Annotated in this window: 25 protein-coding genes and 1 pseudogene; 5 read left to right on the forward strand and 21 right to left on the reverse strand. The window is 47.3% G+C overall.

What is annotated here, in order from left to right; translation table 11 throughout:
• Positions 1-30: 30 nt before the first annotated feature.
• Entirely contained in the window at positions 31-795 is a 765-nt protein-coding gene (locus tag B9Y93_RS09355) for an adenosylcobinamide amidohydrolase (RefSeq protein WP_085494160.1), read from the reverse strand.
• A 136-nt stretch (positions 796-931) separates the two neighbouring features.
• Positions 932-2059, reverse strand: a complete 1128-nt coding sequence (cobD, locus tag B9Y93_RS09360; RefSeq protein ID WP_306456705.1) for a threonine-phosphate decarboxylase CobD — start codon at positions 2057-2059, stop codon at positions 932-934.
• A 186-nt stretch (positions 2060-2245) separates the two neighbouring features.
• Here cobD and B9Y93_RS09365 point away from each other — a divergent pair, with 186 nt between their 5' ends.
• A complete protein-coding gene (locus B9Y93_RS09365) occupies positions 2246-2719 on the forward strand; it encodes a phosphatase (protein WP_085494162.1) in 474 nt (157 codons plus the stop codon).
• Positions 2720-3095: 376 nt separating this feature from the next.
• Complete coding sequence (gene lplA / locus B9Y93_RS09370) at positions 3096-4100, forward strand: lipoate--protein ligase (protein WP_085494163.1); 1005 nt, start codon at positions 3096-3098, stop codon at positions 4098-4100.
• A 324-nt stretch (positions 4101-4424) separates the two neighbouring features.
• On the opposite strand, the gene B9Y93_RS09375 is transcribed toward lplA, so the two are convergent.
• Positions 4425-9482, reverse strand: coding sequence for a choice-of-anchor I family protein (locus tag B9Y93_RS09375; RefSeq protein WP_244903348.1), 5058 nt, complete (start codon positions 9480-9482; stop codon positions 4425-4427).
• 209 nt (positions 9483-9691) lie between these two features.
• Here B9Y93_RS09375 and B9Y93_RS09380 point away from each other — a divergent pair, with 209 nt between their 5' ends.
• Both B9Y93_RS09380 and B9Y93_RS09385 read left to right on the forward strand, forming a co-directional pair.
• On the forward strand, positions 9692-10366 hold the full coding sequence (locus B9Y93_RS09380; RefSeq protein WP_280522890.1) for a DMT family transporter: 675 nt from the start codon (positions 9692-9694) through the stop codon (positions 10364-10366).
• Positions 10367-10434: 68 nt separating this feature from the next.
• Positions 10435-11241 (forward strand): Cof-type HAD-IIB family hydrolase, encoded by an 807-nt coding sequence (locus B9Y93_RS09385; RefSeq protein WP_085494165.1) that lies wholly within the window; start codon positions 10435-10437, stop codon positions 11239-11241.
• Between the two features lie 464 nt (positions 11242-11705).
• Here B9Y93_RS09385 and B9Y93_RS09390 read toward each other — a convergent pair whose 3' ends face one another.
• The 9 genes from B9Y93_RS09390 to B9Y93_RS09430 all read right to left on the reverse strand — a co-directional run bounded on the left by B9Y93_RS09390 (position 11706) and on the right by B9Y93_RS09430 (position 17755).
• A complete protein-coding gene (locus tag B9Y93_RS09390) occupies positions 11706-12845 on the reverse strand; it encodes a phosphonoacetaldehyde reductase (RefSeq protein ID WP_085494166.1) in 1140 nt (379 codons plus the stop codon).
• A complete protein-coding gene (gene phnX, locus B9Y93_RS09395) occupies positions 12838-13695 on the reverse strand; it encodes a phosphonoacetaldehyde hydrolase (protein WP_176228879.1) in 858 nt (285 codons plus the stop codon). Before phnX ends, B9Y93_RS09390 begins: the two co-directional genes overlap by 8 nt.
• 197 nt (positions 13696-13892) lie before the next feature.
• Positions 13893-14714, reverse strand: coding sequence for a DeoR/GlpR family DNA-binding transcription regulator (locus B9Y93_RS09400; RefSeq protein WP_176228880.1), 822 nt, complete (start codon positions 14712-14714; stop codon positions 13893-13895).
• A 28-nt stretch (positions 14715-14742) separates the two neighbouring features.
• Positions 14743-15258 (reverse strand): P-loop NTPase family protein, encoded by a 516-nt coding sequence (locus tag B9Y93_RS09405; RefSeq protein ID WP_244903350.1) that lies wholly within the window; start codon positions 15256-15258, stop codon positions 14743-14745.
• 48 nt (positions 15259-15306) lie between these two features.
• Positions 15307-15810, reverse strand: coding sequence for a signal peptidase I (lepB, locus tag B9Y93_RS09410; protein ID WP_085494169.1), 504 nt, complete (start codon positions 15808-15810; stop codon positions 15307-15309).
• Positions 15807-16064 carry a hypothetical protein gene (locus tag B9Y93_RS09415; RefSeq protein WP_085494170.1) on the reverse strand — a complete coding sequence of 86 codons (258 nt, stop codon included), beginning with the start codon at positions 16062-16064 and terminating at the stop codon, positions 15807-15809. The genes lepB and B9Y93_RS09415 overlap by 4 nt, the downstream gene beginning before the upstream one ends.
• A 71-nt stretch (positions 16065-16135) precedes the next feature.
• A complete protein-coding gene (locus B9Y93_RS09420; protein ID WP_085494171.1) occupies positions 16136-16891 on the reverse strand; it encodes a WecB/TagA/CpsF family glycosyltransferase in 756 nt (251 codons plus the stop codon).
• A gap of 200 nt (positions 16892-17091) precedes the next feature.
• Positions 17092-17355, reverse strand: coding sequence for a hypothetical protein (locus tag B9Y93_RS09425; RefSeq protein ID WP_085494172.1), 264 nt, complete (start codon positions 17353-17355; stop codon positions 17092-17094).
• A gap of 226 nt (positions 17356-17581) precedes the next feature.
• Positions 17582-17755: an ABC-2 family transporter protein gene (locus tag B9Y93_RS09430; protein WP_085494173.1), complete on the reverse strand. Its 174-nt coding sequence runs from the start codon at positions 17753-17755 to the stop codon at positions 17582-17584.
• A 179-nt stretch (positions 17756-17934) separates the two neighbouring features.
• Here B9Y93_RS09430 and B9Y93_RS09435 point away from each other — a divergent pair, with 179 nt between their 5' ends.
• Positions 17935-18339 carry a CHRD domain-containing protein gene (locus tag B9Y93_RS09435; RefSeq protein WP_085494174.1) on the forward strand — a complete coding sequence of 135 codons (405 nt, stop codon included), beginning with the start codon at positions 17935-17937 and terminating at the stop codon, positions 18337-18339.
• Positions 18340-18549: 210 nt separating this feature from the next.
• Here the strand turns inward: B9Y93_RS09435 and B9Y93_RS09440 are convergent, their stop codons facing one another.
• From B9Y93_RS09440 to B9Y93_RS09475, 9 genes and pseudogenes are all read right to left on the reverse strand, one after another.
• The gene (locus B9Y93_RS09440; RefSeq protein WP_085494175.1) at positions 18550-19206 is read right to left on the reverse strand and encodes an HAD family hydrolase; all 657 of its coding nucleotides are present in this window, start codon (positions 19204-19206) and stop codon (positions 18550-18552) included.
• Positions 19207-19254: 48 nt separating this feature from the next.
• Complete coding sequence (locus B9Y93_RS24850; RefSeq protein WP_244903351.1) at positions 19255-19542, reverse strand: hypothetical protein; 288 nt, start codon at positions 19540-19542, stop codon at positions 19255-19257.
• Between the two features lie 16 nt (positions 19543-19558).
• Positions 19559-19792, reverse strand: a pseudogene (locus B9Y93_RS25120) (HAD family hydrolase); the annotation flags it as partial.
• A gap of 233 nt (positions 19793-20025) precedes the next feature.
• On the reverse strand, positions 20026-20778 hold the full coding sequence (locus tag B9Y93_RS09450) for an aminoglycoside adenylyltransferase domain-containing protein (RefSeq protein ID WP_176228881.1): 753 nt from the start codon (positions 20776-20778) through the stop codon (positions 20026-20028).
• 32 nt (positions 20779-20810) lie between these two features.
• On the reverse strand, positions 20811-21371 hold the full coding sequence (locus B9Y93_RS09455) for a hypothetical protein (RefSeq protein ID WP_085494177.1): 561 nt from the start codon (positions 21369-21371) through the stop codon (positions 20811-20813).
• A 342-nt stretch (positions 21372-21713) separates the two neighbouring features.
• Positions 21714-22004, reverse strand: coding sequence for a hypothetical protein (locus tag B9Y93_RS09460; RefSeq protein WP_085494178.1), 291 nt, complete (start codon positions 22002-22004; stop codon positions 21714-21716).
• 69 nt (positions 22005-22073) lie between these two features.
• Positions 22074-23207 (reverse strand): Ger(x)C family spore germination protein, encoded by a 1134-nt coding sequence (locus tag B9Y93_RS09465; RefSeq protein WP_085494179.1) that lies wholly within the window; start codon positions 23205-23207, stop codon positions 22074-22076.
• The gene (locus tag B9Y93_RS09470) at positions 23204-24328 is read right to left on the reverse strand and encodes a GerAB/ArcD/ProY family transporter (protein ID WP_085494180.1); all 1125 of its coding nucleotides are present in this window, start codon (positions 24326-24328) and stop codon (positions 23204-23206) included. Before B9Y93_RS09470 ends, B9Y93_RS09465 begins: the two co-directional genes overlap by 4 nt.
• A 24-nt stretch (positions 24329-24352) precedes the next feature.
• The gene (locus B9Y93_RS09475) at positions 24353-25822 is read right to left on the reverse strand and encodes a spore germination protein (protein WP_085494181.1); all 1470 of its coding nucleotides are present in this window, start codon (positions 25820-25822) and stop codon (positions 24353-24355) included.
• Positions 25823-25843 lie beyond the last annotated feature (21 nt).

A 25843-nucleotide genomic window follows, 5' to 3' on the forward strand; every position in this document is an offset into this window, starting at 1 on the left:
TCCATCTCCTCTCTTTTTCTAAGACCAGCTTTATTTCTCTTTCTGCGTTTGAACCGACTCATAGACTGTCTCATAGACGAGCTGTCCAACAGATGAGCCGATTGTAGTAGCCGTTCCCCCATATAGGTGCTTTCTATGGTATGTGCCGCGATTAAGCACCGCGATGACGACAGTATCTGTCGTTGTGCCAGTCGCCACAAGACCTGTCTCAGGATCTTGAATGTGAAGATCCGCAAGTGCGGCAGCCTTCGCCTCTGCGGCAACCATCAGCAAATTCCATACCGCCGCGTCAGTCAGCTGCGCCTCCAACACGATAACGGTATTAATAGTGCCTGGCTTCTGAGACATTGCAGCTGCCTCATTACCATTGCGCCCGTCTTCCTCTATTGTCATGTAAGAAGAGAACACCGCTCTTGGCACACCCGCTCTAGCTGCATTTGTCGTTCCAGCCGTCGTCGCACAGAGCAGATCGAACTCATCGCCGTGCCGCTCTTGCAATGACAGATGAGAGAGCTTTGCTGCTGTGATGAGGCCTACGGTATTGGCCGGATCGTAACCCCAAGCAAGACAAGATTCCCGCATATATTCAGCAGGGTCCTTGCTGTCAAAAAATCTGCCGACCATATGATTGACGATGCAAGAGCCGTTCATCTCGCCGCCGTTAAATACGGCACTGCTCCATATGCGCGCCTTCTCAGGCAGCTCAATAGCGACATGTGCATCACGCCACGATATCCTAACGTCTTCCACGACTTGTGCAGCATACTGCTGCTGTCCTGCTCGATAAGGCTGCATGTGCTCACCTCCCGTTCATCATTTTCAAATGCTCATCCATCCTAAATATATCCGTTACACCTATTGTATACATGCCGCTTCATATTCGAAGGGCATGCAAAGTCGAATGCATGCAAATGGATGTCACAGCAGCTTCCTATTGCATTGACTGTTCAAGCACGTTTCGAAGCAGCTGCACCAGCTTCTCATTCGATGCCCGATCCTTCACCGCTAAACGGAAGTGCCCATCTTCAAGCCCCTCATACATGGCACAGCTGCGGATAAGAATGCCGCGTTCGCCAAGCGCTCGCTGAAGACGGGCCGCTGTCCACGGCATCTCGATCCGGCATAAGAGAAAGTTCGCCTTGCTTGGCCAAGTTGAGATGCCAAGCTCTTGCAATTGAGCTCGCAGCCACTGCCGTTCCTCCCCGATCAAGGCTCTTGTTCGTTGTTCATAAGCCTCAACTTCTGCGCGATTCATAGGATCGAACAGCGCTTCTCCACCTGCCAGCGCCAGGGCATTAACACTCCATGTAACCTGCTTCCTTCTCATGCCCTCAATGATTCCTGAATGTGCCGCCGCATAGCCAAGGCGAAGTCCCGGAATCGCATAGAACTTGGTTAAAGATCGCAAAATGACAAGATGAGGATTGGTCTCGCATAATCTAATTAGGGAATAAGATTGCGCCTCGTCCTCATCCAAAAAATCAATAAATGCCTCATCCACGACAAGCGTGTGACCGCAGGCCTCAGCAAGGCTTGCCGCTTCCATCAGCACCTCGGGGTCATACAGGACGCCTGTCGGATTATTCGGGTGTCCAACAAAGGTCAGCTCTGCATGTGTTACCAGCTCAAACAACCGCTCAAGCTCTACGCGGTAGTCCTGCTCGGCATGTCCAATCATGGATACCACTTGTGCGTCAAACTGCCGAGACAATAACTCATATTCTGAGAAGCACGGCGAGGCGATGCCTACGGTGCGCGGCTTCAACGCAAGGAGGACTAGCGCCATGCATTCCGCCGCGCCATTGCCTATCAGCAGCCTCTTCTCATCTATGGATAAGCGCTCAGCCAAGAAGGACTTCAGCTTGCGATGCCCAGGGTCTGGATAATGAAGCAGCCGCTCTCCAGACTGCTGAAGTGCTGCAATCACACAGGCTGGCGGTCCCAATGGGTTAATATTGGCACTATAATCCAAGAAGGATTCAGCCGTGCCTCCAAATGCTTTTGCTGCCGTCCATACATCGCCGCCGTGACCATACTGTTCTATCTTACCGATGTTCAATTCCCCCTTTTGCAACCTGCTTACCAACTCTTTCGTCATTCTAATCCTAAGTGTTATGGATTTCAACGAAATGCCAAAAAACATTGTTGAATCAAACACTGTAACGAAACTGTTAAATGTTGTATAATGATTGAAATTCTAGCGTATACCAGATCGATGGATCTGTGACGGATAAGGAGGGCTATGATGTCGGTGCATCACAAAACGGCTTGGGCATCGCTGATTGCCGCCATACTGGTCAGTATTTATTACGGCTTCGCGCTGTTCTCCCTCAAAGGCAGCATTGCTTTATACAACAGTGAAATGATGGCGCTTGCAAGAAATGTGTTCGGCATTGCCCTTGTCTTCCAATCCCTCATGTATTTTACCAACTTCATGTCCAAGGATGAGCCTGAAGCCAAAGAAATCTCCAGGCAAGTATCAAATCGAGCCAATCAAGCGTCGCTCCTGTTCCTTGTGTCAGCCGTCGCAGGCTGCGCCTTTTATTTGATATACATCTCCGACACGCGCACGTTACTGCTCTCGCCTCTCGTTTGCGCACACCTTCTTGTAAGTATTTTGCTTGCAGCTTGGATGATCAAATATATGGCTGAGCTGATTATTTACTACCGCTCATTTCGAAGCAGCAGCCCTAGCTCAGATGATGCTGAGATAGACTGAAAGCGATTACTTTTAACGAATATGCATATAAAACGGCTTGTGGTGGAATCATCTGCACAGGTCGTTTTTGATGTTTAACTTCTATCATTCCCTACCTGCACAGCAGTCTAGCCACCTTATTACACAGCCACAATATGATTGCCGTGTGCTTTTCTAACACGCAGCCTATATAATTCGAGCTTGCGGCCTTGCAGGCATATAAGGGTCGCTCGGCTGACTTCGCAGCAATCATGCAGCTAGAACAGAAATGACTACACGAGTTATGGAGGTTAAAACATCTGATTTGGGACGAGACCTGTTTGTCTTTCCTGCTGCATCGTTTAATATATAAATAGAGCACGGGTACATATCATACTCAGGACTAATGGAGGCCGCTATGAAATTTATCGACAACCAAGGAATTACAGATCCAAGAATCAATCTTGCGATCGAGGAATTCGTATTGAAGCATCTGCCAATGGATGGCGACAGCTATCTGCTGTTCTATATTAACGAACCTTCAATCATTATTGGGCGTAACCAAAATACGATTGAAGAAATCAATATCGACTATGTGAAGGAGCAGGACATCAAGGTCGTTCGCCGCTTGTCTGGAGGAGGTGCCGTTTATCACGATACCGGCAACTTGAACTTCAGCTTCTTGACGAAGGACGATGGGGAGTCATTCCACAACTTCCGCAAATTCACACAGCCTGTTATTGACATGCTCCAATCTTTAGGCGTTGATGCCGAGCTGTCTGGTCGCAACGATATTCAAGTCGGAGAGCGCAAAATCTCGGGCAATGCCCAGTTCTCGACACGCGGCCGCATGTTCAGCCATGGCACGCTGCTGTTTGACTCACAAATGGAGCATGTGGCTTCCGCCCTTAAGGTGAAGCAGATCAAGATCGAGTCTAAGAGTACGAAGTCCGTTCGCGCTCGGGTAGCCAATATTGCAGAATTTATGAAGGCGCCTATGACGATCGAAGAGTTCCGGGCGACACTGCTGCGCCACATTTTCGGCATGGAACCAGATCAAGTGCCGCAATATAAGCTGACTGAAGCGGATTGGGCGAAGATCAAAGAGATATCCGAAGAACGCTACATGAATTGGGATTGGAACTACGGCCACTCGCCTAAATTCAATGTGCAGAACGCCAAGAAATTCCCAGGCGGCATTATCGATGTGCGTCTTGATGTGAAGGATGGACGCATAGAGCTAGCGAAGATCTATGGCGACTTCTTTGGGATTGGCGAGGTATCGGATGTGGAAGCCATGCTCACCGGCATTCGCTTCCAGGAGCAAGCCATCCGAGAGGCGCTCGCTGCTCTTGATATGAAGCATTACTTTGGCAATGTTGAAAAGGATGACTTTGTTGACTTGCTGCTGCTTCAGCAGTAATTCCCCTCTCACCATGGCTGCGAACATAGGACGAGCCTAAGGCTTTATTCGCCAAATATGTCCGCTGCAATTGATTCGCAAGTTGACATACGCTTCTGTATTATGGATATTGAAATATAAAATAAGCTGCTCCCAGCCCACAGCTGGAGGCAGCTTATTTCTCTTTGCCGCTATTGTGTAGAGATAGCCTGGCTGCGACGATCTGGAAGTTCATCGCAACGCATCAGGGTAATAGCTTAACCTAAGAATCCGAATCAAGCCTCGGAGACGCTTCCTTACTCGGTTGAACGTTTATTATTCATGATTCCTGTCTCTAACTATAATTTAGTCGATAAACTTCAATTCCTTCAGCATTCTCGACATGACAAGGGCGGATTGAGCGCGTGTAACGGAGTTGTTGGGCGTGAGGCGTCCCTTTTGGTCGCCTTCTAGAATGCCAAGCTCCACAAGCTGACTCATCGCATCCACAGCCCAAGCAGGAACCGTTGATGCATCCTTGAAGGAATCAAGATCGGCCTTCGCTTTAGCCTCAGCAGCAGCGGCTTGAAGTGCCCTTGCCGTCATAACGGCCATCTCTGCTCTTGTCATACTCGCTTCAGGTCTAAAGCGCGTGCCTGTCGCCCCCTCCAGAATGCCTAAGCGTTCGGCTGCGGCTATCTCGCCTGCGTATGGATGCTGCGCATCCACATCTGCAAACGCCGCAGCATCAGCCGCCGGAGCAAGTCCCAATGCACGGATGAGCAGGGCTGTGTATTCACCTCTTGTTATCGCTTCATTCGGTGCAAATACGCCGGAGCTTTTTCCTTTAACCAGCCATTTGGATGCCAGCAACTCCACCTCAGCCTTAGCCCAATGTCCGTTTAGATCTGTAAATGAAGCTCGATGCTGAATGAGTGCAAACACTCCATTGCCTGTGTGCTTAATAAGCATGGCTGGGTTGCCATTTAAAGTCGTGTGAACAGCGGGTACAAAGTGAAATCTCCCTGTCTCTTCATTTACTTTGACCGCGGTTATTGGGCTGGACGCCACACCCTCTGGCAGCGGAATGATACGGCTCACGTACTGGCGCTCGAAGTCCTTTATTTCCTGAGTGTTCTTATCCAGCACAATGCTTAAAGCAAAGGCTGCCGCATGGCCACCAACCAGCTTCACTCCAGATGACTGAACCTCAGCACGGAGTTTGTCCATAACCTGTGCGCTGGCTTTATCCATCGATAGAAGGAGCTTAGCCTGCTCTAAGCGGCCATCCTGCTTCAGCTTGGCTAATGGCAAGGCTTCAATCGGCAGTTGATAGCTGGCTAGCTTCGTTTCAATTACCAATGTCGCCCCTTTAATCTTCTCAGCCGCTGAAGCCACAATCGCCGCAGGCAGCATCACTTCAACACGGCCATCGAGCTTCTCTGCCCGAATCACAATCTCCTGCTGTTTGGCATGGAGGGAGGCTGCCGCTTTTTTCAACACCTCATCCAAAACGGTAATCTGGTGAACAACCCTTCCCGCTTCATTCTTCACCGATGCAAGCTGCCATTGCTTGCTCGTAAGCACGTTCGCTGGCGAAGACTCAGAATCCGTTGGCGCTGTTCCTGTTCCGCCACCCGAACCGCTGCCAGAGCCATTGCCATTGTCATCTCCACCGCCAGGTTGTGGCTTCGCCTGCTCCTTGATTCGACCATCTACCGTCGGAGACACGATACCGCCAAGGCGAGCAATATGCTCGATAAAAATCTCATAGTCAGGGTATCCCAAATCCTCGTTATAACGGCCTTGTTCAATCGCTTCTGCGAAGGAACGATAGCCATCACCGCCCTTGGCAACAAAGCTGTTCGTTGCTACTCGATACGTAGCGGCAAGATCCAGCGGAACATACCCGCTGCCCTTCTTGATGCGAACATCATGCACTCGCTCGCCAATAGGCTGCTTCGGATCCCATTTGAAGGTCATGCCTGCGACCTGAGGGAACTTGCCAGGGAGATCGTCAAGCTTAGCACCGCTAATTCCGTTCTCCAGGCCTTCCTTAAGCTGCTTGCCTGTCATATCCAGCACGAACAGCGTGTTGCCGAATGGCATCACCGTGCGAAGCTCACCCATCGTAATCTCACCCTGATCGATGGATGCTCGAATGCCGCCGCCATTCATTAACGCAATGTCAGCCTGCTTCAGTTCCTTCGCCTTGGCAAGCATGCCGTCCGCGATGAGATTGCCAAGGTTCGTCTCCTTCGAGCGGACATTTTTCCGTTCGCCATCTAATTGGACAGAACTGCTTCCGACCACTTCATTCATCATCTCTTGCAGCTCAGCCTTATAAGGGTCAAGCACAGCTTTGGCTTCAGGATTCTCTTCCACCTTGCTGTCGACAGGAATCAGCTTGCCGTTTATTTCTTCAATCATCACCACGCCTTGTGAATTGAACGCAAGATCAACGCGGCCCAGGTATTTCCCCCATTCGTTTGCTTGAACGATCACAGTCGGCGTCTGATATTGAGGGTCCACCACGATCTCTGGTGCATTCAAAGTGGTGTGCGTGTGTCCACCAACAAGAAGATCGATCCCTTCAACGGCCTCGGCAAGCTGCTTATCTCGCGCATAACCGATGTGCGTAACACCGATGATAATGTCGAGCCCTTCCTTCTCCATGGCGTTAACGGTTTGCCGAGCCGCTTCAATAGCATCATGGAATGCAACGTCCTTGCCTGGGCTGGAGGTTTCAGCCGTATCCTCTGTCGTTAAGCCAAATACGCCCACCTTCCTGCCGTCCAACTCGACCGTGATATATGGATATACGCCCGCTTGTTCCACTGTCTTTGGAGCATTCGATTGGAAGGCTGTCGGTTCTTTTATAAGCTTGGAAAGGTAACGATCCTTGCTGAGATCTATGTTGGAGCTAACCATCGGGAACTTGGCCTTGCTGATGAAGGCTGCTAATACTTGAGTTCCTTGATCGAACTCATGATTGCCGAAGGTCATGGCATCATAGCCCATCATGTTCATGAAGGCGAGATCCGCCAGTCCCATCCATTTGGTAAAATACAGGTCTCCAGAGAACACATCCCCTGCATCCAGCAGCAGCTGATTGCCGCCTTCGCTCCTCACTTGATTCACCAGCGTTGCGCGACGAGCAACATCGCCAAGATGAGCATGTGTGTCATTGGTATGCATGACAGTAAGCTTCCACGGTTCTTCTCCGCTGCCACTCACAACCGTGACCCTGACCTGAGCAGCACCGTAGCCATCCTCACTCCCTGCCGTGATGATCGCTTCCCCTGCGGCATGAGGGAATACCCTGCCCTGCTGATCGACGCTAGCTGCTGCAGGGTTCGAAGAAGTCCACTTCACGCCAACTCCCGTACCAGTTGCAGGTTCTACATCAGCATGGAGCTGGACAGGATCGGACCCCGTTCTGAGCTCAAGCGTAGAACGATCCAGCGTAACCTTGGACACCTTAAGCTCCAGTACAGCCACCGTTCCGCTTACCTCATTGGCAACTAGAAGAAGCGGTCTTCCTGTCGGGCTGTCCTCTGCTCCTATAAATTCAAGCCCTTCAGGAGCAGAGTCAGAAGCAATGCCTGCATCGAAGTCTCTTGTATTGATGTAATTCAGGAAGACAGGTTCCATAGGATTGGTTACATCATAGGTCATGACGCCGCCGATCCGCTCCAAGCCTATAAAGGCAAGCGTCTTATCCCCTACCTGGCCAACCGTCACGTATTCAGGCTCTGGACCCTTTTTCGCGCTGCGGCTGTCGAGTTCTTTTTTGTCATTGCTCGTATTGAATACTTCTGGCAAGCGTTCTGCTGTTATTTTTTCGAAGTCGCTGCCGCTGTCATACACGAGGGACATATCTTGCGCCTTCAAGATCGAGAAGGAACGAGCTCCGTATAGATAGAGGCCGTCTGCTCCCATATCACTTGCAACCTCTACCTTGTCATAGACCGTACCCTTGTCAGCCAGAAAAATTGCTGCCTCGGAGTCCTGTGCAAGCATGGCCTTCATATCCTTGATCTTGCTTTCATTCGTACGATCAGACCAGCCTGTTGCATCTCCTTCATTTGCACTGAGAAGATACGTCTGGCCGTTCACTTCGTACGCTGCGATGCCATCAGGCATGTACATGCCATAAAAAGGGACGTTCTCGAATTGAATCTTGCCATCCTTGATTAGATCCAATTCATTGCCTGCTTCGTTAAAGCTCTTATAACCTAAGCCATGAACTCCCGTAACCGTCTTCGTAGCGATATCAATGACGGCGATCGCATTGTTTTCCTGCAGGGCCACATATGCCGTCTTCTCATCCTTCGATAAGGAGATAAACTCCGGTTCTAGATCATGCACCGCATCGCTCTTGCTTCCTTTCCCCATAATCTGCCCATCAGCATTAGGCAGGCCGCGCACATGAACGTTGTCATCGATCCGTTCAGGCTGATCGAACCTTATCTTCGCAACTTCGTTCGTAAGCGTATCAACAATGGTTACACTGCCCTCAGGATCAACATCCGCACGAGGCTCTCCTTCATCAGCGCTAAGGATGTATCGGCCATCAGAAGTAAAGGTAACCATGTCCGGCTGAACGCCTGACTCATAGGTATGGATCAGATTCCCCTCGTAATCCAACACAACAATCTTCCCTGGCTTCGCAGGATCAGCTTCCTGCACAGCTGCCGCAATTCGATCTGCAGCCGTGTTCACATCCACGCTTGTCAGATCACCGTAAGTAAAGCTGCTGTCGTTAACCAGCTCCTCGATCCGAATCTGCTTCTCTCTTTGAAGCTCGCCGCTTGCCTGCAGCGTCACGACATCAAGGCTCGCTGGAGTGGATGAACCATTGACCAGATAGAACTTCCCGTTGTCCTTATTGTATTTGACAATCTCTGCGACACCGCCGTCTTTGCTTGACGCGCCGACCGCATAATGAGCAATCTCCTCAACCTTAATCTTATCTTCTAACGGTTGTGTCGATTGTCGGTTTACCTTGAGTTGTACATGAGCCTTTGCTGTATGTGCCGGCTCTGCCGCATCTTGTACGATAAGCTCAACATCATAAGCTTTTTCTGAGGCTTGCTCTGGCATTCCGGTTATCTCGCCGGTGGAAGAATGGATGCTAAGCCCTGCTGGCAACCCTGCGGCGGCATAAGCATAAGGTGCTTGTCCACCATATACAGCCATCGTGACAGAATACGGCGCACCTGCCGTAGCATTCGGGAGAGCTAGTGTCGAGATCCCAAGCTCCGCTGCAGCCGTGTCGGCCTGCACGCTTTGTTCTGCTGCATTGTCAAAGGATACTGATTTCTCCTCCGCCGCATAGATCGCCCCGCCCGAAAAAAGCACGGCTGCAGCCATTTCCACTGCCAACAATAATGCAAGAACTTGCTTACCTCTTTGGTTCAAGTCGATTCCTCCTACTCATCCTTTGTTATGAATGATTGTAGGATGGAAATGTTTTCATTGTCTTAACTAAATTCAATCCTTTTGTAAAATCCATCAAGATTATGTAAATCTACGCCACCATCCCGTTCGGCTGTGTACATTCCATTTTAGAATATTTTTCTTGCTCTGCATTTCCGGCACCCCTTATACAGGACGGAATCAAGCTCGGCATCTGGCTATTTGGCGGATATGCCTTTCAGACCATTGGACTATTGTATACCACAACTACAAACACCGGATTTATCACAGGACTAAGCGTTGTGCTCGTTCCGTTCTTTATGGTGCTGCTGGCGAAGGAGCGCCTTCAGGGACAAACATGGATCGCCGCTCTGCTGGCCCTGCTCGGCCTGTACCTGCTGACCTTCAACGGTCAAGGCTTCCATTGGAACCTCGGTGACGTCTTGGTCCTTCTATGTGCTGTCTGCTTTGCTTTGCATATCGCCTTAACCGGCCGTTACGCGAAGCTGCATGATACGATAGCTCTTGTTACCATGCAATTTGCTGTGGTTGGTGTGCTTGCCTTGTTCAGCTCTTTGTTGCTGGAGCCAATCATGCTGCCTGCAGAGCTGTTCGCCGCCGTGCTCGCGCCTAAGGTCTGGTTCGCCTTGCTTGTATCCATTGGACTGTCCACTGGCTTCGGCTTCTGGGCACAGACTTGGAGCCAGCAGTATACTTCACCTACCCGTGTAGCCATTATATTTGCCATGGAGCCTGTATTCGCTGCGATTACAGGTGTCGCTTTTGCCAACGAGAAGCTTGGCCAGCTTGCGCTGTGGAGCTCTATGTGCATCTTTCTCAGCATGATTATCGCAGAGTGGAAATGGCGGCCTCGTGAAGTTCATTAAATGAGGTATAATAGAGAAGCTGGATAGGCTTCGATATGAAATAGAGATCAACTGAGGAGAGAACAATCATGTACAAATTAATTGCCATTGATATTGATGATACACTCATTACTGATGAGAAGCAGGTAACGGAAGGAACGAAGCGAGCGTTGGAGCTTGCCATGGCTCAAGGCGTCCATGTCACACTCGCTACAGGGCGCATGTATGCCTCCGCTCGCAAGATTGCATTGCAGACTGGGCTCAATGTGCCGCTGATAACCTATCAAGGGTCTTTGATTAAAAATGTAATGGATGGCCATGTGCTGCTGGAGCGCTCGGTTCCTCGCGATGCCGCCTTGAAGCTGCTTCAGTTCTGCAAGGATAATCAGATTCATCTGCAGCTGTATGTTGAGGATGAGCTGTACGCTGCTGAGGAAAATGAGAAGCTGATCGGCTACTGCCAGCTTAATAATATAGATTATAAGATCGAACCCGACTTCGACAAGCTGCTTGAGAAGCCTTCTACGAAGATGCTCATGATCGATGAGCCGGCTAGACTTGATGCGATCGCCCCACAGTTGAAAGAACTCTTGGGCACGGATGTTCATATTACGAAGTCAAAGCCTCACTTCCTAGAGGTGACGCATCATGAAGGCACAAAGGGCTTTGCTCTGCGCTACCTAGCTGACCACTTTGGCTGTACGATGGAAGAGACTATTGGGATCGGAGATTCGTGGAATGACCATGATCTTGTAGAATCCGCAGGTCTTGGCGTTGCAATGGGCAATGCTGTCGACTCTTTAAAGACTATTGCCGACTATATCACGGTATCCAATAACGAGGAAGGCGTACGTCACGTCATTGAGAAGTTCGTCCTTCAGCCACATCATGTATAAAGGCTGCTTATGCCGCTAACGATGTGTCTCGTGCAAGATTCATCATCTTAGCCCACTGCAGCATGCTCCACCCTTTATCTATGAAAAAGCAGCCATGGCGGTTGTGAACTGCACCCCAATTGTTAGACACCATCTAGCGATTGGAGGTGCAGTTCAGTTGGTCGTACAACTGTCATGGCTGCTTATGTACGAGGACTGCTAGATAGTTCTCAGTTGAAGGATTCAATCAATGCAGAGCTTCGCTTTTAACATAAATCACTCTATCCCTCACCATTCATTGAAGCATTGCACCATTAAATAGATAGATCACCTTTGCGACTTCGGCTCTTGTAGCTGCGCCTTTTCCATCGAACCGCTTCCCTAGCTTCTTCCTAAAAGACGCATTAAAACGAAATAAAAATTAAAAAACTGTATTGCATTGTGCAAGCCTATCTTTATGTACATACACAAGCCCAAGCTTCTATTCAATAGACGCTTAGCAGAAGCTCGTAGAGCTCCTCCTTCTCGATCTGCTTAGGGTTATTATCCATCCTACCTTTGGTATACGCTTTATCGACGATCTGAGCTAATCCATCCAGCGGGACGTCATAATCACGGAGACGCCTTGCAAAGCCTGCCTTCTTATATATTTGATCGATTACTGCTGCCACTTCCTCGATGGATGCCACTCCAAATGCTGTTAGCAGCTGTTCTTTCTCAATCAGCATCTCCTCATTCCATTGCATCATCTTGCCAAGCGTCATGCTTGCCGCAAGCCCATGCTCGATTCCATACAACAATGTAATCGGGTAAGAGATGGAATGACAAGCCGTCGTTCTCGTATTACTGAACGCTAATCCGGCCATAAAGCTACCCAGCGCGACCTCCTTTCGAACCTCAAGATTGTGAGGTTCAACCGGAAGCTTAGCCAGATTCGATACAAGACCTCGAATCGCTCGCAGCGCATACTGTCTCGATATCTCATTCGTGTTTTTAGACCAATAGGCTTCTGTTGCATGGCAGATGGCATCAAGCCCTGATATGACACTTGTGCGAATAGGCAGACTGAGCGTTAGCAAGGGATCGATAATCGCAGCCCAAGCGAACAGGCTGCTGCCGTCAACTGAATACTTTAGTTCACAGCTCTTGTCCCAGATCGTTGCCCATGGTGTAACCTCTGAACCTGTTCCTGCTGTTGTAGGCAAGGCAATCCAGCGGCAAATCTGTTTATTGGTCAGATATGCGCGTGAATGGATAGCCTCTCGAAGCTCCTCCACATGCTTAAAATGCAAACCTCTGAAGCCAGCAATCGACTTCCCTAGATCAAGCACGCTGCCACCTCCAACTGCAATAACCACGTCAAAAGCGATGGCTGCCGTTGCCTGCAGCAATGCAAACAGGTCCGTTACATCGGGATTCGCGATGTCGACCTCATAAGTAAAGGTCTGTTTTTGATCGAGTTGCAGCATCAGCCTACCGTACTCTGCCGTTTGGTTGAAATCCCCTCCTCGTGTAATGAGCAGGATATTGTCGATCGTCTGTTGGTCAGCATGAATAATCGCTGACAAATGTTCCATTGCCCCAATGCCAAAATACGTCTCTACTGGATTATAGAATCTATCCATTACAGCTTGCTCCTGTTGTGACAGAACGCATAGATGGCATCTCTCCCTGTGCCAATCGTTGATTAATATGATCAATTACTTCTAATAGTCCGCCTATTGAATCAATCGTATAATGTGCTCCAGCCTGTGCAAACTTGGTTCGCACAGCTGACATGCGAGCTTGCCGCTCTTCTTCATTTAGCGCTGACATTTGCTGTTCGGTTAGACCAAATTCACTGCCGCCAAAGACAACCCCCACGCTCCACATTCCCGCATTCAAGCCTTCTTGAATATCACTGATCGTATCTCCAATTTTCACACATGCTGTCAATGGAAATACTTGCAGCGCAATCGCATTTTGATAGCACATATAAGGTGCTGGGCGCCCAGCAGGCACCTCATCTGAAGCAATCATGTAATCTGGCTTATAGCCCTGCTCTTCTGCAGCTCTCGTTACTATACTCATCATCTCAGAGGTATAGCCTGTTGTAGAGCCGATCTTAATGCCTCTGCTTCGAAGTTCGCCCATGAGTTCTTGCACGCCTGGAATAAGCGAGGTATAAGCAGGAAGCACCTGCATAAGCATCGGCTCGAAGCTTGCATACAGTTTGTCAACATCTCGTTCATCTGGCAGCCGCCCGAACTTCTCCAGCCATTGTTGTTGAACCCCCTCCAATTGAAGCAAGACGCGAATATGATCTTTTTTCTTCATGCCCATCGGACCTCGAACCTCATCTTCAGTCACGATGATTCCATGCTGCTCAAAGGATTGAATAAAGGCAGCCAGCGGTGCAAAGCATCCATAATCCACTGTCGTTCCCGCCCAATCAAAGACAACGGCATTCACTTTTTGAATATAGTTATCACTCATTACTTGTTCATTCCCCTCCATATGCTTAAAAACATTGTTAATATAGCACAAACATTCATTTGCATTCAATATAATGCGCGTTATTTTAAGTTTATTTGCAATTAATTATGGTTTGTAATGAAAAGGGCAATAAAAAAGCCCCTATTCCTGCATAGCAGTTATAGAGGCGTATAGCTCGTATGGGTATTTTTCAATTGTCATAGGGCTGACTTAGGCGTGTAGGCGACATTCATGCCTGAATCCCTATACATTTTTACGATATCTTCATTAATGGTAGCGTCCGTTATAATCATATCCACCTGATCAAGCGGGCATACATTCATATAGGATACCTTTTCAAATTTGCTAGAATCAGCCACGACATTCTTCTTGCGCGCGCTTGCCATCATCGCTTTGATAATATCAATCTCATGGATGCGGAAGTCTGTCAAGCCTTTGTCCACGGATATGGCATTGATCGAGATAAACACTTGATCGATATTGTAGCTGGTGATGTCCTCCTCGCACTTTTTCCCATACAGTGCGTATTCTTCATGATCTAGAATTCCTCCAGGGACAATGACCGTAAATCCTGGCTTACTGGAAAAATGCTCAATAATACGAAGTCCGTTGGAGATAATGGTCAGACGTTCAAAGTTCTCGGACAGCTTCTTCGCGATCTCTAGATTCGTGGTGCCCGCATTGAGTGCAATAGCCTGCCCTTCCTGCACATATTCACAAGCAAGCTGAGCAAGCTCCAGCTTCTTGTCCTTATTCTTGGTCTCTCTATAGGTAAAAGCGTTACGATCACCGTGGTCGGTTGGAAGTATGGCTCCTCCGTGCACCCGCTTAAGCAGATGCTTGCTCTCCATGTATTCCAAGTCTCGTCTAACCGTATCAATAGATACGTTCAATACTTGCACAAGCTCGGTTACCTTTACGGACTCATTTTGCTTTAAGATCTCTTGAATTTTTTTATATCGTTCTTCCTGCAGCATCGTTAACACCCACTCTCGAAGATCGTTCCGTTCTTTTTTCACTATCATTATACAAATGTAGTGGGACCAGTCAAGCTTGCTGCTTCAAATAGCGTTCTATTGCTGTCTCTATCTCGCGATTGGACCGTACAACCACACATATGCCCTGGCAGCGTGAAGACAGCTCCAAGATCTCTTGCATAAGCTCCTTATCGAACTTTCGGTTCCATACCACAAGCATCTCATATAAATTGCGCAGCGTTTGCTTATAGTTGGCCTGCTCCCATCCCAGACGTGTCCGTACAAAACGGCGAAGCACGCGATAATCCCGAACCAAGGCATGAGGCTGAATGATAAAGATCAGATCCGCTTCTGTAAAGCTTTCTTGCCCCCACTTATGATGCACGCCCTCAATAATCCACTCCGCCTTGTTGACGATGTCGTTGAGCTTAGCATCTCTCACGTCTTGAGGATATCGCTTGTTCGCTTCCTCTCGGTCCCACACAAGATTGTCTGTCTCGATGTATGGAATACGATATTTTATCGACAGTTTGCGTGCGATATAAGACTTTCCGCTGCCGCATGAACCAATGATTCTTACTCTCATCCTCATCACTCGCTCTAATCTGTATCGGAAGAATCGTCTCCTATGTACTCATTGCCAAAATACATGAGTAGGCACAACCATTAGCACCTTGCCCACAATACGATCTTTCTCAAGAAAAGGAGTTGGCCACATATGCGAATCATAGCTGATGTTGCGGTTGTCACCAAGCACAAAGTAGTGATCCTCTGGCACTTCTACAGGACCATACAGGTAGCGTATCTCTTCATTCAGATAAGGCTCGTCGATGACCTCTCCATTGCGATACAGCAAACCGTCCTTTACCTGAATAACATCGTGAGGCAGACCAATCACACGCTTGACATATTTCTCTTTCTCTTTCTCTGGCACAGGAGGATGAAAGACAACGAGATCATTATAATCGATATCTGTCAGCCATATTAATTTTTCTACGAATACATGATCATTGACCTCAATCGTGGGGATCATCGACCCTGTCGGAACCTTCATCGCTTCAGCCACATACGTCCTGAATCCAAGCGTAATGATTACAGCAATGACAAGGCTTGGTATCCATTGCTTTAAAGTCTTCATTGTAATTCCTCCTCTGCGGGGCCGGCAACTGCTCTTGCATTCATTTGTTGTATCCTCTCTCTTCTCGCTCGGTTTCGATCTTGGCGAACATATCGCAGCAGTTCCAATTGATTAATCAATATCATAATGAGCAGGGTAATAATAATTGAGAGTGCTGTCATAACACTTATTGAAGCATTGGGGTCCAATCCATACATCCATAGAAAGAAGCTCTCGATGACGATAAATATTATAACACTAAGGCCTGCTTTCATCTCATCCTCTTCTCCTTCCCATGTGAAGAACTTTAAAGAAAAAGAGATCTAGTTGGTGTGGCCTAGATCTCTCAGGTGGGCTTGCGGATAATCGCACGATACACAAATACAGGCAATGCCGTCTGGCGGCGCCATCTTGAAGCTTGGCCTTTAGCTGGGGGAACGGTGAGCAGTCGATACAGCCATTCCAGGTTCAACTGCTTCCATACCTTTGGCGTTTCTTTTACCTTACCTGATAATACATCAAGGCTCCCTCCAACTCCAAATACTAATTTGACATCGGCTAGTGCTTCCTTATGGCGTGAGATCCACTTGTCCGAGTAAGGAGCTCCCATCGCTACGATCAGTATATTGGGTTTGGATGATTGAATATCCGAAAGGATCGCAGTCTCTTCCTCAGAGGCAAAGAAGCCATGATGTCTGCCTGCTATGCGAATACGTGGAAAATGCTGTTGAACATGCGCAACCGCCTGTGCATTGCTCTCTTCGTCTGCACCTAAAAAGTAGAACCCCCACTGCTGTTGATTGCCGCTCGCAAGCAGCTTGAGCAGCAGCTCGTATCCCGTGACACGCTCTGCAATTGGATTCCCTAGCCTTTTGGATGCATATAGAATACCTACTCCGTCAGGCGTAACCCAATCGGCTTCCTTCACGATCTGCTGTACTTCCTTATCTCGCTGACAGCGAATCGCAATCTCCGGATTGACCGTAATCAAGTGAAGAAGCGATGCCTGCTGGTCCTCTATATGGTTACTTAATCGGTCAACCGTCTCCTGCATCGTACACTTGGAGAATGGGATCCCAAGGATAGATACCGTTTCTTGCATCTTGTTGCCACCTGCCTCTAGTCAGTTATTCTGCCTTATTCGATGATTTCTTGCCGACGGCAATCCATCTGCATCATTATCCTCAAATACAAACTCAACATTTTAACATCATCATACCATGACCTATCACCCAATGCTATTTACGAACCACATAAAAGTTAAAGCCCTATAACATTTACTCGCAGTTAAACCTCCGTATCCTATACAATCGGCTTTCTAGCTCTAATAGCCCTCACGATATAATAAGTTGCGACTCCTAGCACTAAGAGCATAATCTCGATAATAGGAAAGCCTTGAACAACCGCAAAATCTGCATGGTTCTTTAATTGTTCTACCTCTTTGTAGCTATTCATGACGTCAGGCGTATAATCGACCGTTTGATAGAATTCAGAAATAATTTGAAATACATAGTAGATTGCGAGAAATGCCCCTCCAACCGACAGCGAAAACAAAAACGATCTCATAACGCGAAATTGCCTCTCCTTCTTATAGTCATATTGTATTGACTCTGCTATTCACAGTGATAGCCTGCACATGTAGAATGAACGCTCACAATTCGGATCCGTTGATCATCCCTCCTCATATATCTCTTTTTACAGATCCACCAAGAAATTGTACCGTATATTGGAAGTTGATTGCAATGAAAGCCTATGTCTTGTTTTGTCGACATATAAGAGCTTTCGTCTATCCTTAATGACCCGCACTTTCATATTTAACCAGCCCTCTTTGGAAGATATAAATAGAAGCGAGCATCGCATAGATCACGACAAGCGGAGCCAGCCACCCATAATACTCCCAGCCTGATTTGCCAAATAAGAAAGCCGCCGGAAAGAAGCTGATAAAGGCATAAGGAGCCACAAACATTTACAGCCATCTTCTCTTGGTGGTTCGGCTTAAATAAATGCTTAATGGAATTATATTACATCAACATGGCCTTTTATTACTTTGTTGAGCGTGGTTAAAAGAATAGTCATTCGCATAACCACACTTCTCATCTATTGAATAGTCTATACAGACTGAATAGAAGCGGAGGAGTGATTTCTGTGAGTATATTCAAGGCCATACTGAGCGGAAGAAATGAGGTACCTCCTGTTCGAACGATCGCAAGCGGTAACGCAGTCTTTCGTACAAATCGTGCAGGCAATCGCTTAACTTTTCGATTAGTAGTCCGTAATATTTCTCAAGTGACTCAAGCACATATCCATCTGGGGCGCAGAGATCAGAATGGTCCTGTCGTCGCATTTTTGTTCGGTCTTTCCAAATTCGGGATTACAGTAAGACGAGGAGTAGTACAAGGAACGCTTACAAACCAAGACCTCGTTGGACCACTGCAAGGCAAAACTATTCAGGATCTTATTCGTGAAATAAAGAGAGGCAATACCTACGTCAATGTTCATACTACTCGTTTTCCAGCCGGAGAGATTCGAGGTCAGATTAAGCGACAATAATGATCTTATCAAGCTTATATGAACGGTCCTTATATGGATGCGCTCCCCTTGTGGTCGACAGTGAATAACGAACCATGCAAGGGGGGCTGCATGCCTACAATTGCTTTTAATTGAGAAACATATCAACTAAGACAAAACGGCCTCAGCCCAGAAAAATTCAGGACCAAAGCCGCTCTCATTAATTTCTATTTGTTGTACTGCTTATAACCATCAAGAACTGGCACTGCACAACAATCGGCGAAGCTCATTTACCGTCTCAACGATATGGGCTGCTCCAGCAGTTTCAAGCTCCTGCTTGCTTCCATAGCCGAACTCCACACCTACGGACTGCATATGATTGAGATTCGCGCCGATGATATCATGCTTTCGGTCCCCAATCATCACTGTCCGACCAACTTCCAAATTCTGCTCTTTCACAATATGCTCAATAATCTCCCCTTTAGCTAAACGGGTTCCGTCCAAATTGCTTCCACAAACAAAGCGAAAGTAGGAGTCTATATCAAAGTAGCGTAGAATTCGCTCCGCAAATACCGTTGGCTTGGATGTGGCGACATACAGCACTTTTTCCTCTAGACGCAGCTGTACGAGCAGCTCTTTTATCCCATCATACAGTTCATTTTCATATATTCCATGTTCGCTAAAGTATTCTCGGTAGTAGCCAATCGCTTGCTGAGCCTGCTCGTTTGAAAAAGAATACAGCTCCTGAAATGACTGCATCAGCGGCGGTCCGATAAATGGTTCAAGCTGATCAAGGTCGTCAACGGCTATGCCCATTCTCTGAAGCGCATACTGCACAGATTTGGTTATGCCTAGCTTCGGGTCTGTTAACGTACCATCTAAATCAAATAACACATTTGTGTAATGCACAGTGCCATTCCCTCTTTCTCACTTCTTGTCATAAACAGAACCTAATATCTACACGCTTGACTGTGCTCTGCCACCCCTTATCAGCCTGCCTGTAATGATTGCCAGCAGGACAAGCACGGGGGCAATGAAGCTCGTCTCCCACACATCATGTCGAAGCTCTCCGGCTTTCTCCCACAGCGTTAATGCGCGTCCATCTTCCTCGACAGCTGACCAATGAAATAGAAGATGATCCACCACTAGATCCACGTAGGACAAGCCTAAGTAAAGCATAAAGACAATGATGGATATCCAATAGATCTCGAACCACGTAATCACACGCAACCTTATTTTTCGCAACACGATCTTCCTTCCACCATCCCTGCATCCCTAATGCACGGCTGGCCGCTACATCATGAATCGGATGATCGCCTACAAATATCGTTTCTTCTGCCATTACGTTGAGCTTCTTTAACGCTCGCTCAAAAATCTTGGGATCTGGCTTCCGCAAACCTTCATTCTCAGATATAAGAATAGCGTCAAAGTATTCCTTGATGCCTAGCGCTTCGATGTTATTCATTTGGAAGCGATCGAAGCCATTTGTAATCATGCCTAGCTTCAAATCATTATTCTTTAGCAGCTGCAGCAACTCGTGAAGGATAGGAAAGCCTCTAGGCGATCATATTGATCCTCTACAAATGAAAGCAGCGAAGCATCTCGATCAAGCAGTGTGCCATCCAAATCAAACAATATGCCTTAGATGGTCATCTAAACCTCCTCCAGCATACAAAACTTGAGCGAGTGCAGCAGATGGACGCAGCGTACAGCGACTAGTTTATACGATTATACTTCTCCTTCATCGACTCGCTGTTCTTCTATTAGGCGGTGGATTTCCGTTAACATATAACGTGCGAAGGAGGTCGCCTGCTCCTTATCCAGTGAAAGCTGATCCTCTCCATGGTCATAGGCATGCAGGCAATCCTTGATTAAGCCATGATAGATGTCTTGCACATGAACAATTCCCCATTGACCGCCTTCTCGCTTGGATGATACCGCCCCGTCTTGCAAGTACTGCAGTACCCTGCAAAGATTTAGAACGATGTACACAGGCTCGGTCACAATCTCCGTTGCTGCATGTTCGATATCGTAGATGAGCGCATCCACATAAGCTTCTCTTGGCACAGAATCTGAGAAGTGCAGCAGAGGCTCTCCATATAGGCACATGCCTCGTTCAAGCGCAACCATCACATGTGCAGCCAAGTCCTGATCCACGCCAGGTCCACAGCGGTAGCCCGGTTCATTCTCATAGCGTCCGCGATGATAGGCCGAGTAATGAAGTTCATAGGGCAGCGGATGTTGAAATGGCCTTAATGCCTGCTCGTGTACGACACTGAATTCAAAGCCGCGATGACCTTCCATTCCTTGCTCGACTTCAAGTACCCTCTCCACAATGGTCCGTGCCATGGTCGATGTCAACGGCTGCTTCACCACGATTAATAGATCGATATCGCTGCCTTCAGGATGATAGCAGCCCATGGCAAGAGAGCCATGCAGGTAGATCCCTGTAAGCATATCCTTCATTACAGACTGAAGCATATGTACAACTTGTGTGATTTCATTCGGAATCATCATGGCAGCGGCAAAGGAGTAATGGAGAATTGATCAGGACGGTCCAGCAGATAGCCTTTAATAAAATATTGATTGTGCTTATACTCCTCTTGAATGATCGTCTGTCCCGACTTTATCTCATAGCGATAAGGTTCCTCAGATCCGACTACGCCTGCAGCAATCAGCATGCCATCCAGCGTAATGAAATGCAGTCCTTCCTTGATGCTTGGTGCAGACACGTTTTTAAGTGGAAAAGTCAAGGTATCCATCCTTAACTTATAGCCTTCTTGATCCTCTTCATAGACGGCATACCCACTCATTGCTTCGCTATGCTGATAGTCATAGGAAAAAGCATAAATATCGTACCTTCCAATTCGCTTCTGTGCTTGTATCGTGAAGCCGGTTAGATGGCGTTTGCCGCCAGCACTGTCAATAGCTCGAGCCAGAATATGAGCGGGGATTGTTTCCTGTGTTAATGTTGAATCATCCGCACGATACACTAATATAAGAATGATACCTGCAGCAATGCATATGCCCCCAAGAATGACTCTCAAGCTTAATCCTTTAAGAAAGCTCATCATCAGCTCCCTTTCCTCCAAATTTATTATTTGTTGCTCTTTGTTATATCAATTAATCGGTAGACGGCCTGTTCAATATCTTTGCTCGCTTTGATCTGTGCCTTTAGCAGCATCGTAACATAAAGAAGCCATGCTCCCATAAGGAGCAAAATGATTATAAATACTATTTCCATTTTCAAAAATCACCCGTTTGTCTTAGAGCGTTTAATCCCTAAGCTTATTCTTATTCATCGAGAAACAATGGTGAAATGATGCGGTATAGCGATGCTGCACAGCCGGCATAGCTATCGAGTAGGAATTGCAATCCGGAATGGTCAACGGAATATGACTTGGAAGAAGATAACGTTAAATCATGGAGGACATTGTATATTGTATAATGATCGCGAACGCTGCCAATACCATGGCAACTAGTGTTGAGCTAAGCACCACTCTTCGACTGAGCATGCTCACCGTACCCGAACGATCAAATTTGCGATAACCAGCATAAATCATGAGGCCTGCAAAAATAGAGCCTACCCATAATGCAATTCCCGTCGTGGTGACGAGCTGCTCCCATGCGAATATCCAACAGTACAATATGCCAACATGGATGATAAGTACGGTTGCTGAACCTAATGTTAAGATATGTTTAAGCATCATCATCCCTCCAAGAATAGATTATACAATCATTCTTGGAGGAATTGGAATTTTTTTATCGGGTAGTGGTTACTCAATAGTGCCTGTCCGTACCAGTCTAATGTTCACATTGGTCTTGAACGCTGCCTTAGGAAACATATCTCTCCATTGATCCTTCGTCAAGCCTGAATGGCGAACGGAGCTGCGATAGATCTCGCCAAATCCAACAGGATCAGAACCTAATTGCTGGAGATGCTCGAAGAAAGCAAGCAGTTCCTGCTCCAAGTGTGACTTCATCTCCCGCTCCAGCAGATCGATAGCGCCCGGTATGGAAAAGTGGTAATCTGCCGAGATTTCTTGAAGCTCCGAATCCATCTTGACGTTGACTTCAAATTGAAGGTCTTTGGCAGACACCAGCTTAACTGACGTAGAAAAATTAAGGTTTCGCAGATCCACCTTAACGGTCGGTGTACGTTGAGTGTCATGCTTGATATATTTGCTAAGCCCATCCTTCTTCATCACAATCTGTAAAGAGGATGGCTTGATCTTGTTGCTCACTAGCGTCAGATAGGAAGACTCCTTAGCCGAGATTTCTCCAACCATTCTATCGTCTCGGAAGACTGCAGATCCTTTCACATTCAAGAGGCTACCTTTACGCTCGATGATGGGAAGAGCTGGATCTATTCCCACGCTGTAGAAGCGTTTGCGAAAGTAGTGGATGGTTGAGGGCATCAGCCAGCCTAGTTCGATATTCTGATCAATCATTTCCCCAAGATACAGCCCCACATTAGGGAAATGCGTATATTTGTAATGCAGCAAATCCTCAGATGATTCGTTGCTAACCATCAAATAAACCATATCCCCAAAGGCAGGATCACGGCTTAACGTATCCGCGATATTCATAATCCCCTCCTTCGCCAGCCCCCGGTCATAGATGATGCTTCGAACTTGTCCGCTCACTAGCTTTCTTGACACTTCACGATCAAATTTGTCTTTTGCTCCTTTACTGGTATCGGCCGTTACACTGAGAACTTGCGAGGCTTCTGTCGCTTCTGGAAGAGCTGCGAGCAATACGGTCGTAACGACCATCTCTTCGTCATTCTTTTTATCAAATCCCATTGCTACACTTATGGAAAGTCGCTCAAGTATAACTGAGCTGTCAAAGCATCCTGTGAGGAAGATGCAGCAAACAAGAAGGAGAAGGCACAGTTTACGAAAAGTCATTCCGCAGCCCCTTTCTTATCGGATTGATCACGTATCCCCAAGATTAAAGTTTGAAACAAGAACAAGACAACAGGATATAAAAAAACAACAAATAGTGCGCATCTTCCGGTAAACGTGCTAAGCATATGGATATGTTCTCGGTCTTGGGATATCAATGAGCCAATAAAGATCACGAAGCATATGATTGGCGTCATCATTCGCTGCTTCCACCCCATCATACGCTTGAACCCTCTGCCCAGCACCCATATATAGATCATGAGTCCAGGGATGACAACGAACATCCATACGGAAGAAGCGATATACTCTAGTCGTTCAAGAAAAGGGAACTTGACGATCTTAAGCATGCTGGTCGAGGCCCAAATTGATCGAGTCAGTTGACCTTTACTAAAGTAGACAATGCCCATAATCATCATAAAAAGATAAATGATATTAGAAAACAACAAGCTGTACTGCGCATATTTCGCCCCATTGGACTTGTCCTTGATATAGGGGTAAATGTAAAAAATGCTTTCGAAGCCGCTGATTGTCAGCCCCATGCTGATCGTCCCTTTCATAATGGCCCAAGGGGATGTTTCTCCAATCGGAAGCAGATGGCTCCAAGAAGCGTATTTTATCGGTGAAATATACAGTGTCCCTATAAAGAAAAGGATAACGAAAAAACTGATCGTGCTTAATCCGGCAATTAAGCGAATCCCCCCCGTAATCCCATACCAGGCCAGCAGAAGCAGCGTCATCGACAAAACCCATGTCGGGAAGGTAGGAAATATCCATGATTGGATAAGCTCAATGTAGGTTCGAACAATGGTGACAGATACCATAACGTAATACACCATCATCACCATGCTTAATCCATTTCCAATCCATCGACCGAACAAATGCTGATGGATGCCGTACAAGTCTGCTGATTCATGCTTCGATAAAATCCAAAACATCAACCCTACCACGATATGGGATACGATGCCTGCAACAATCACGGAGATCCACGCATCGTGATCCGAGTGCATCCCAACAATGCGTTGAAAGCCAAAGATCCCGACACCGATCTGCCCGCTTGAAATGAGAAACAGCAGCATGTACGCTTGAAACATATTTTGGGGCTTAGGCATTACATCGGCTTTCATGTCGGACCATCCTTTCGCTATTCTTTAATCATCGATGTCACTGCTTGATGTGGAGCTTGAAATGGCTGAACTTCCTGCGCCTTCATTCTTTGTATACATTGTTTGTGCCGTGTGATACGACTTCGGAGTGAGCAGAAGATCATTGATGAGATCCTTCACTCGGAAAGGATACATCGGAAACAGATAGGGTCTGCCCACGCTCGTTAATTTGAATAGATGAATGGTAAAGGCCACCATCAACACGACAATCCCAAGGAACCCCCACAGACTTGCCATGATGATCAGGGGAAAACGTATTAAGCGTATGCTCGAGCTCATGAGATAGTTCGGTACGGTAAACGATCCAAGTGCTGCCAGTGCCACAATCATAATGAGAATATTGCTCGTAAAGCCAGCCTGTACAGCGGCCTGACCGATAACAATACCCCCAACGATCCCCATCGTCTGCCCGACCTTTGTTGGCAGTCTGACCCCTGCTTCACGCACCAGTTCCATAATAATCTCAAGCAGAAGCGCTTCTAGAAACGGAGGAAAAGGAACCTTGGAACGAGATTCAATCAATGGCAGCAGAAGCTGTGTTGGAATCACCTCATAATGGAAGGTAAGCGCGGCTACATAAAATGGTGTAAAGAACAAAGAGATAAATAAAGCAAACAAGCGGAGCAGGCGCAGGAACAATCCTATTCCCCAGCCTGAGTATCGATCCTCTACGGAGAAAAACATATCAGCAAAGGTGCTTGGACAGATCAGCACTTGGGAATCGCCATCGACAAAAATGATCGTTTTCCCTTCCAACAGCGCTTGAACAGCACGATCGGGCTTCTCGGACAACGTCATAAGCGGGAACAAGGTGTAGCGATTATCCTGAAGCATCGACAGCAGAATCGCGCTGCTATAGAGACCATCAACATGAATATGCGATAATCGCTCACGAATTCTGTCCAAATGCTCACCATCAACCGTGTCTTTAAGGTAAAACAAGCTTAATCTTGTTCGTGTCTTCTCCCCAATCTCCAGTTCCTCATTGGTCAAATTCGGATTCGTAATATAAGAACGCAGCAGTCCCGTGTTGACAGATATGGACTCCGTAAAACTAATGCTCGGCCCAAGGACGTGAGTCTCTACTAAAGATACGCCTGGCTTACGCGATGGCGGATTGCTTGCATTGCACAAGAGGCCTTCAATCATCGTTCCCGTCTCGTCTGATAGCGCTATCCACACCCAGCCTCGGAGCAGCCTGACGACAATATCATCCATATCATGCGCAGCTTCAATCTCTCCAATTGGCAGATGATCTTGAATGGCTGTTATCGTGAGCTCTTCCATGCCATAAGCGAGAGGCTCCAAGATGGACTCTTGCAGCTTGGACGTATCGATAACCCCAGAGATATAGCTTACCGCCAATCGAGGACCTAATTCACGCGTCACACAATCCGCGCTGTTATTAAGCATAGTTGACAACTCTGTTCTGATCTTTGCTGCTAATGTCGTCATGTGTTCTCCCTCCTTGACCTG

Origin of the sequence: Paenibacillus aquistagni, assembly GCF_900177815.1 — a bacterium.
GTDB lineage: Bacteria > Bacillota > Bacilli > Paenibacillales > Paenibacillaceae > Paenibacillus_B > Paenibacillus_B aquistagni.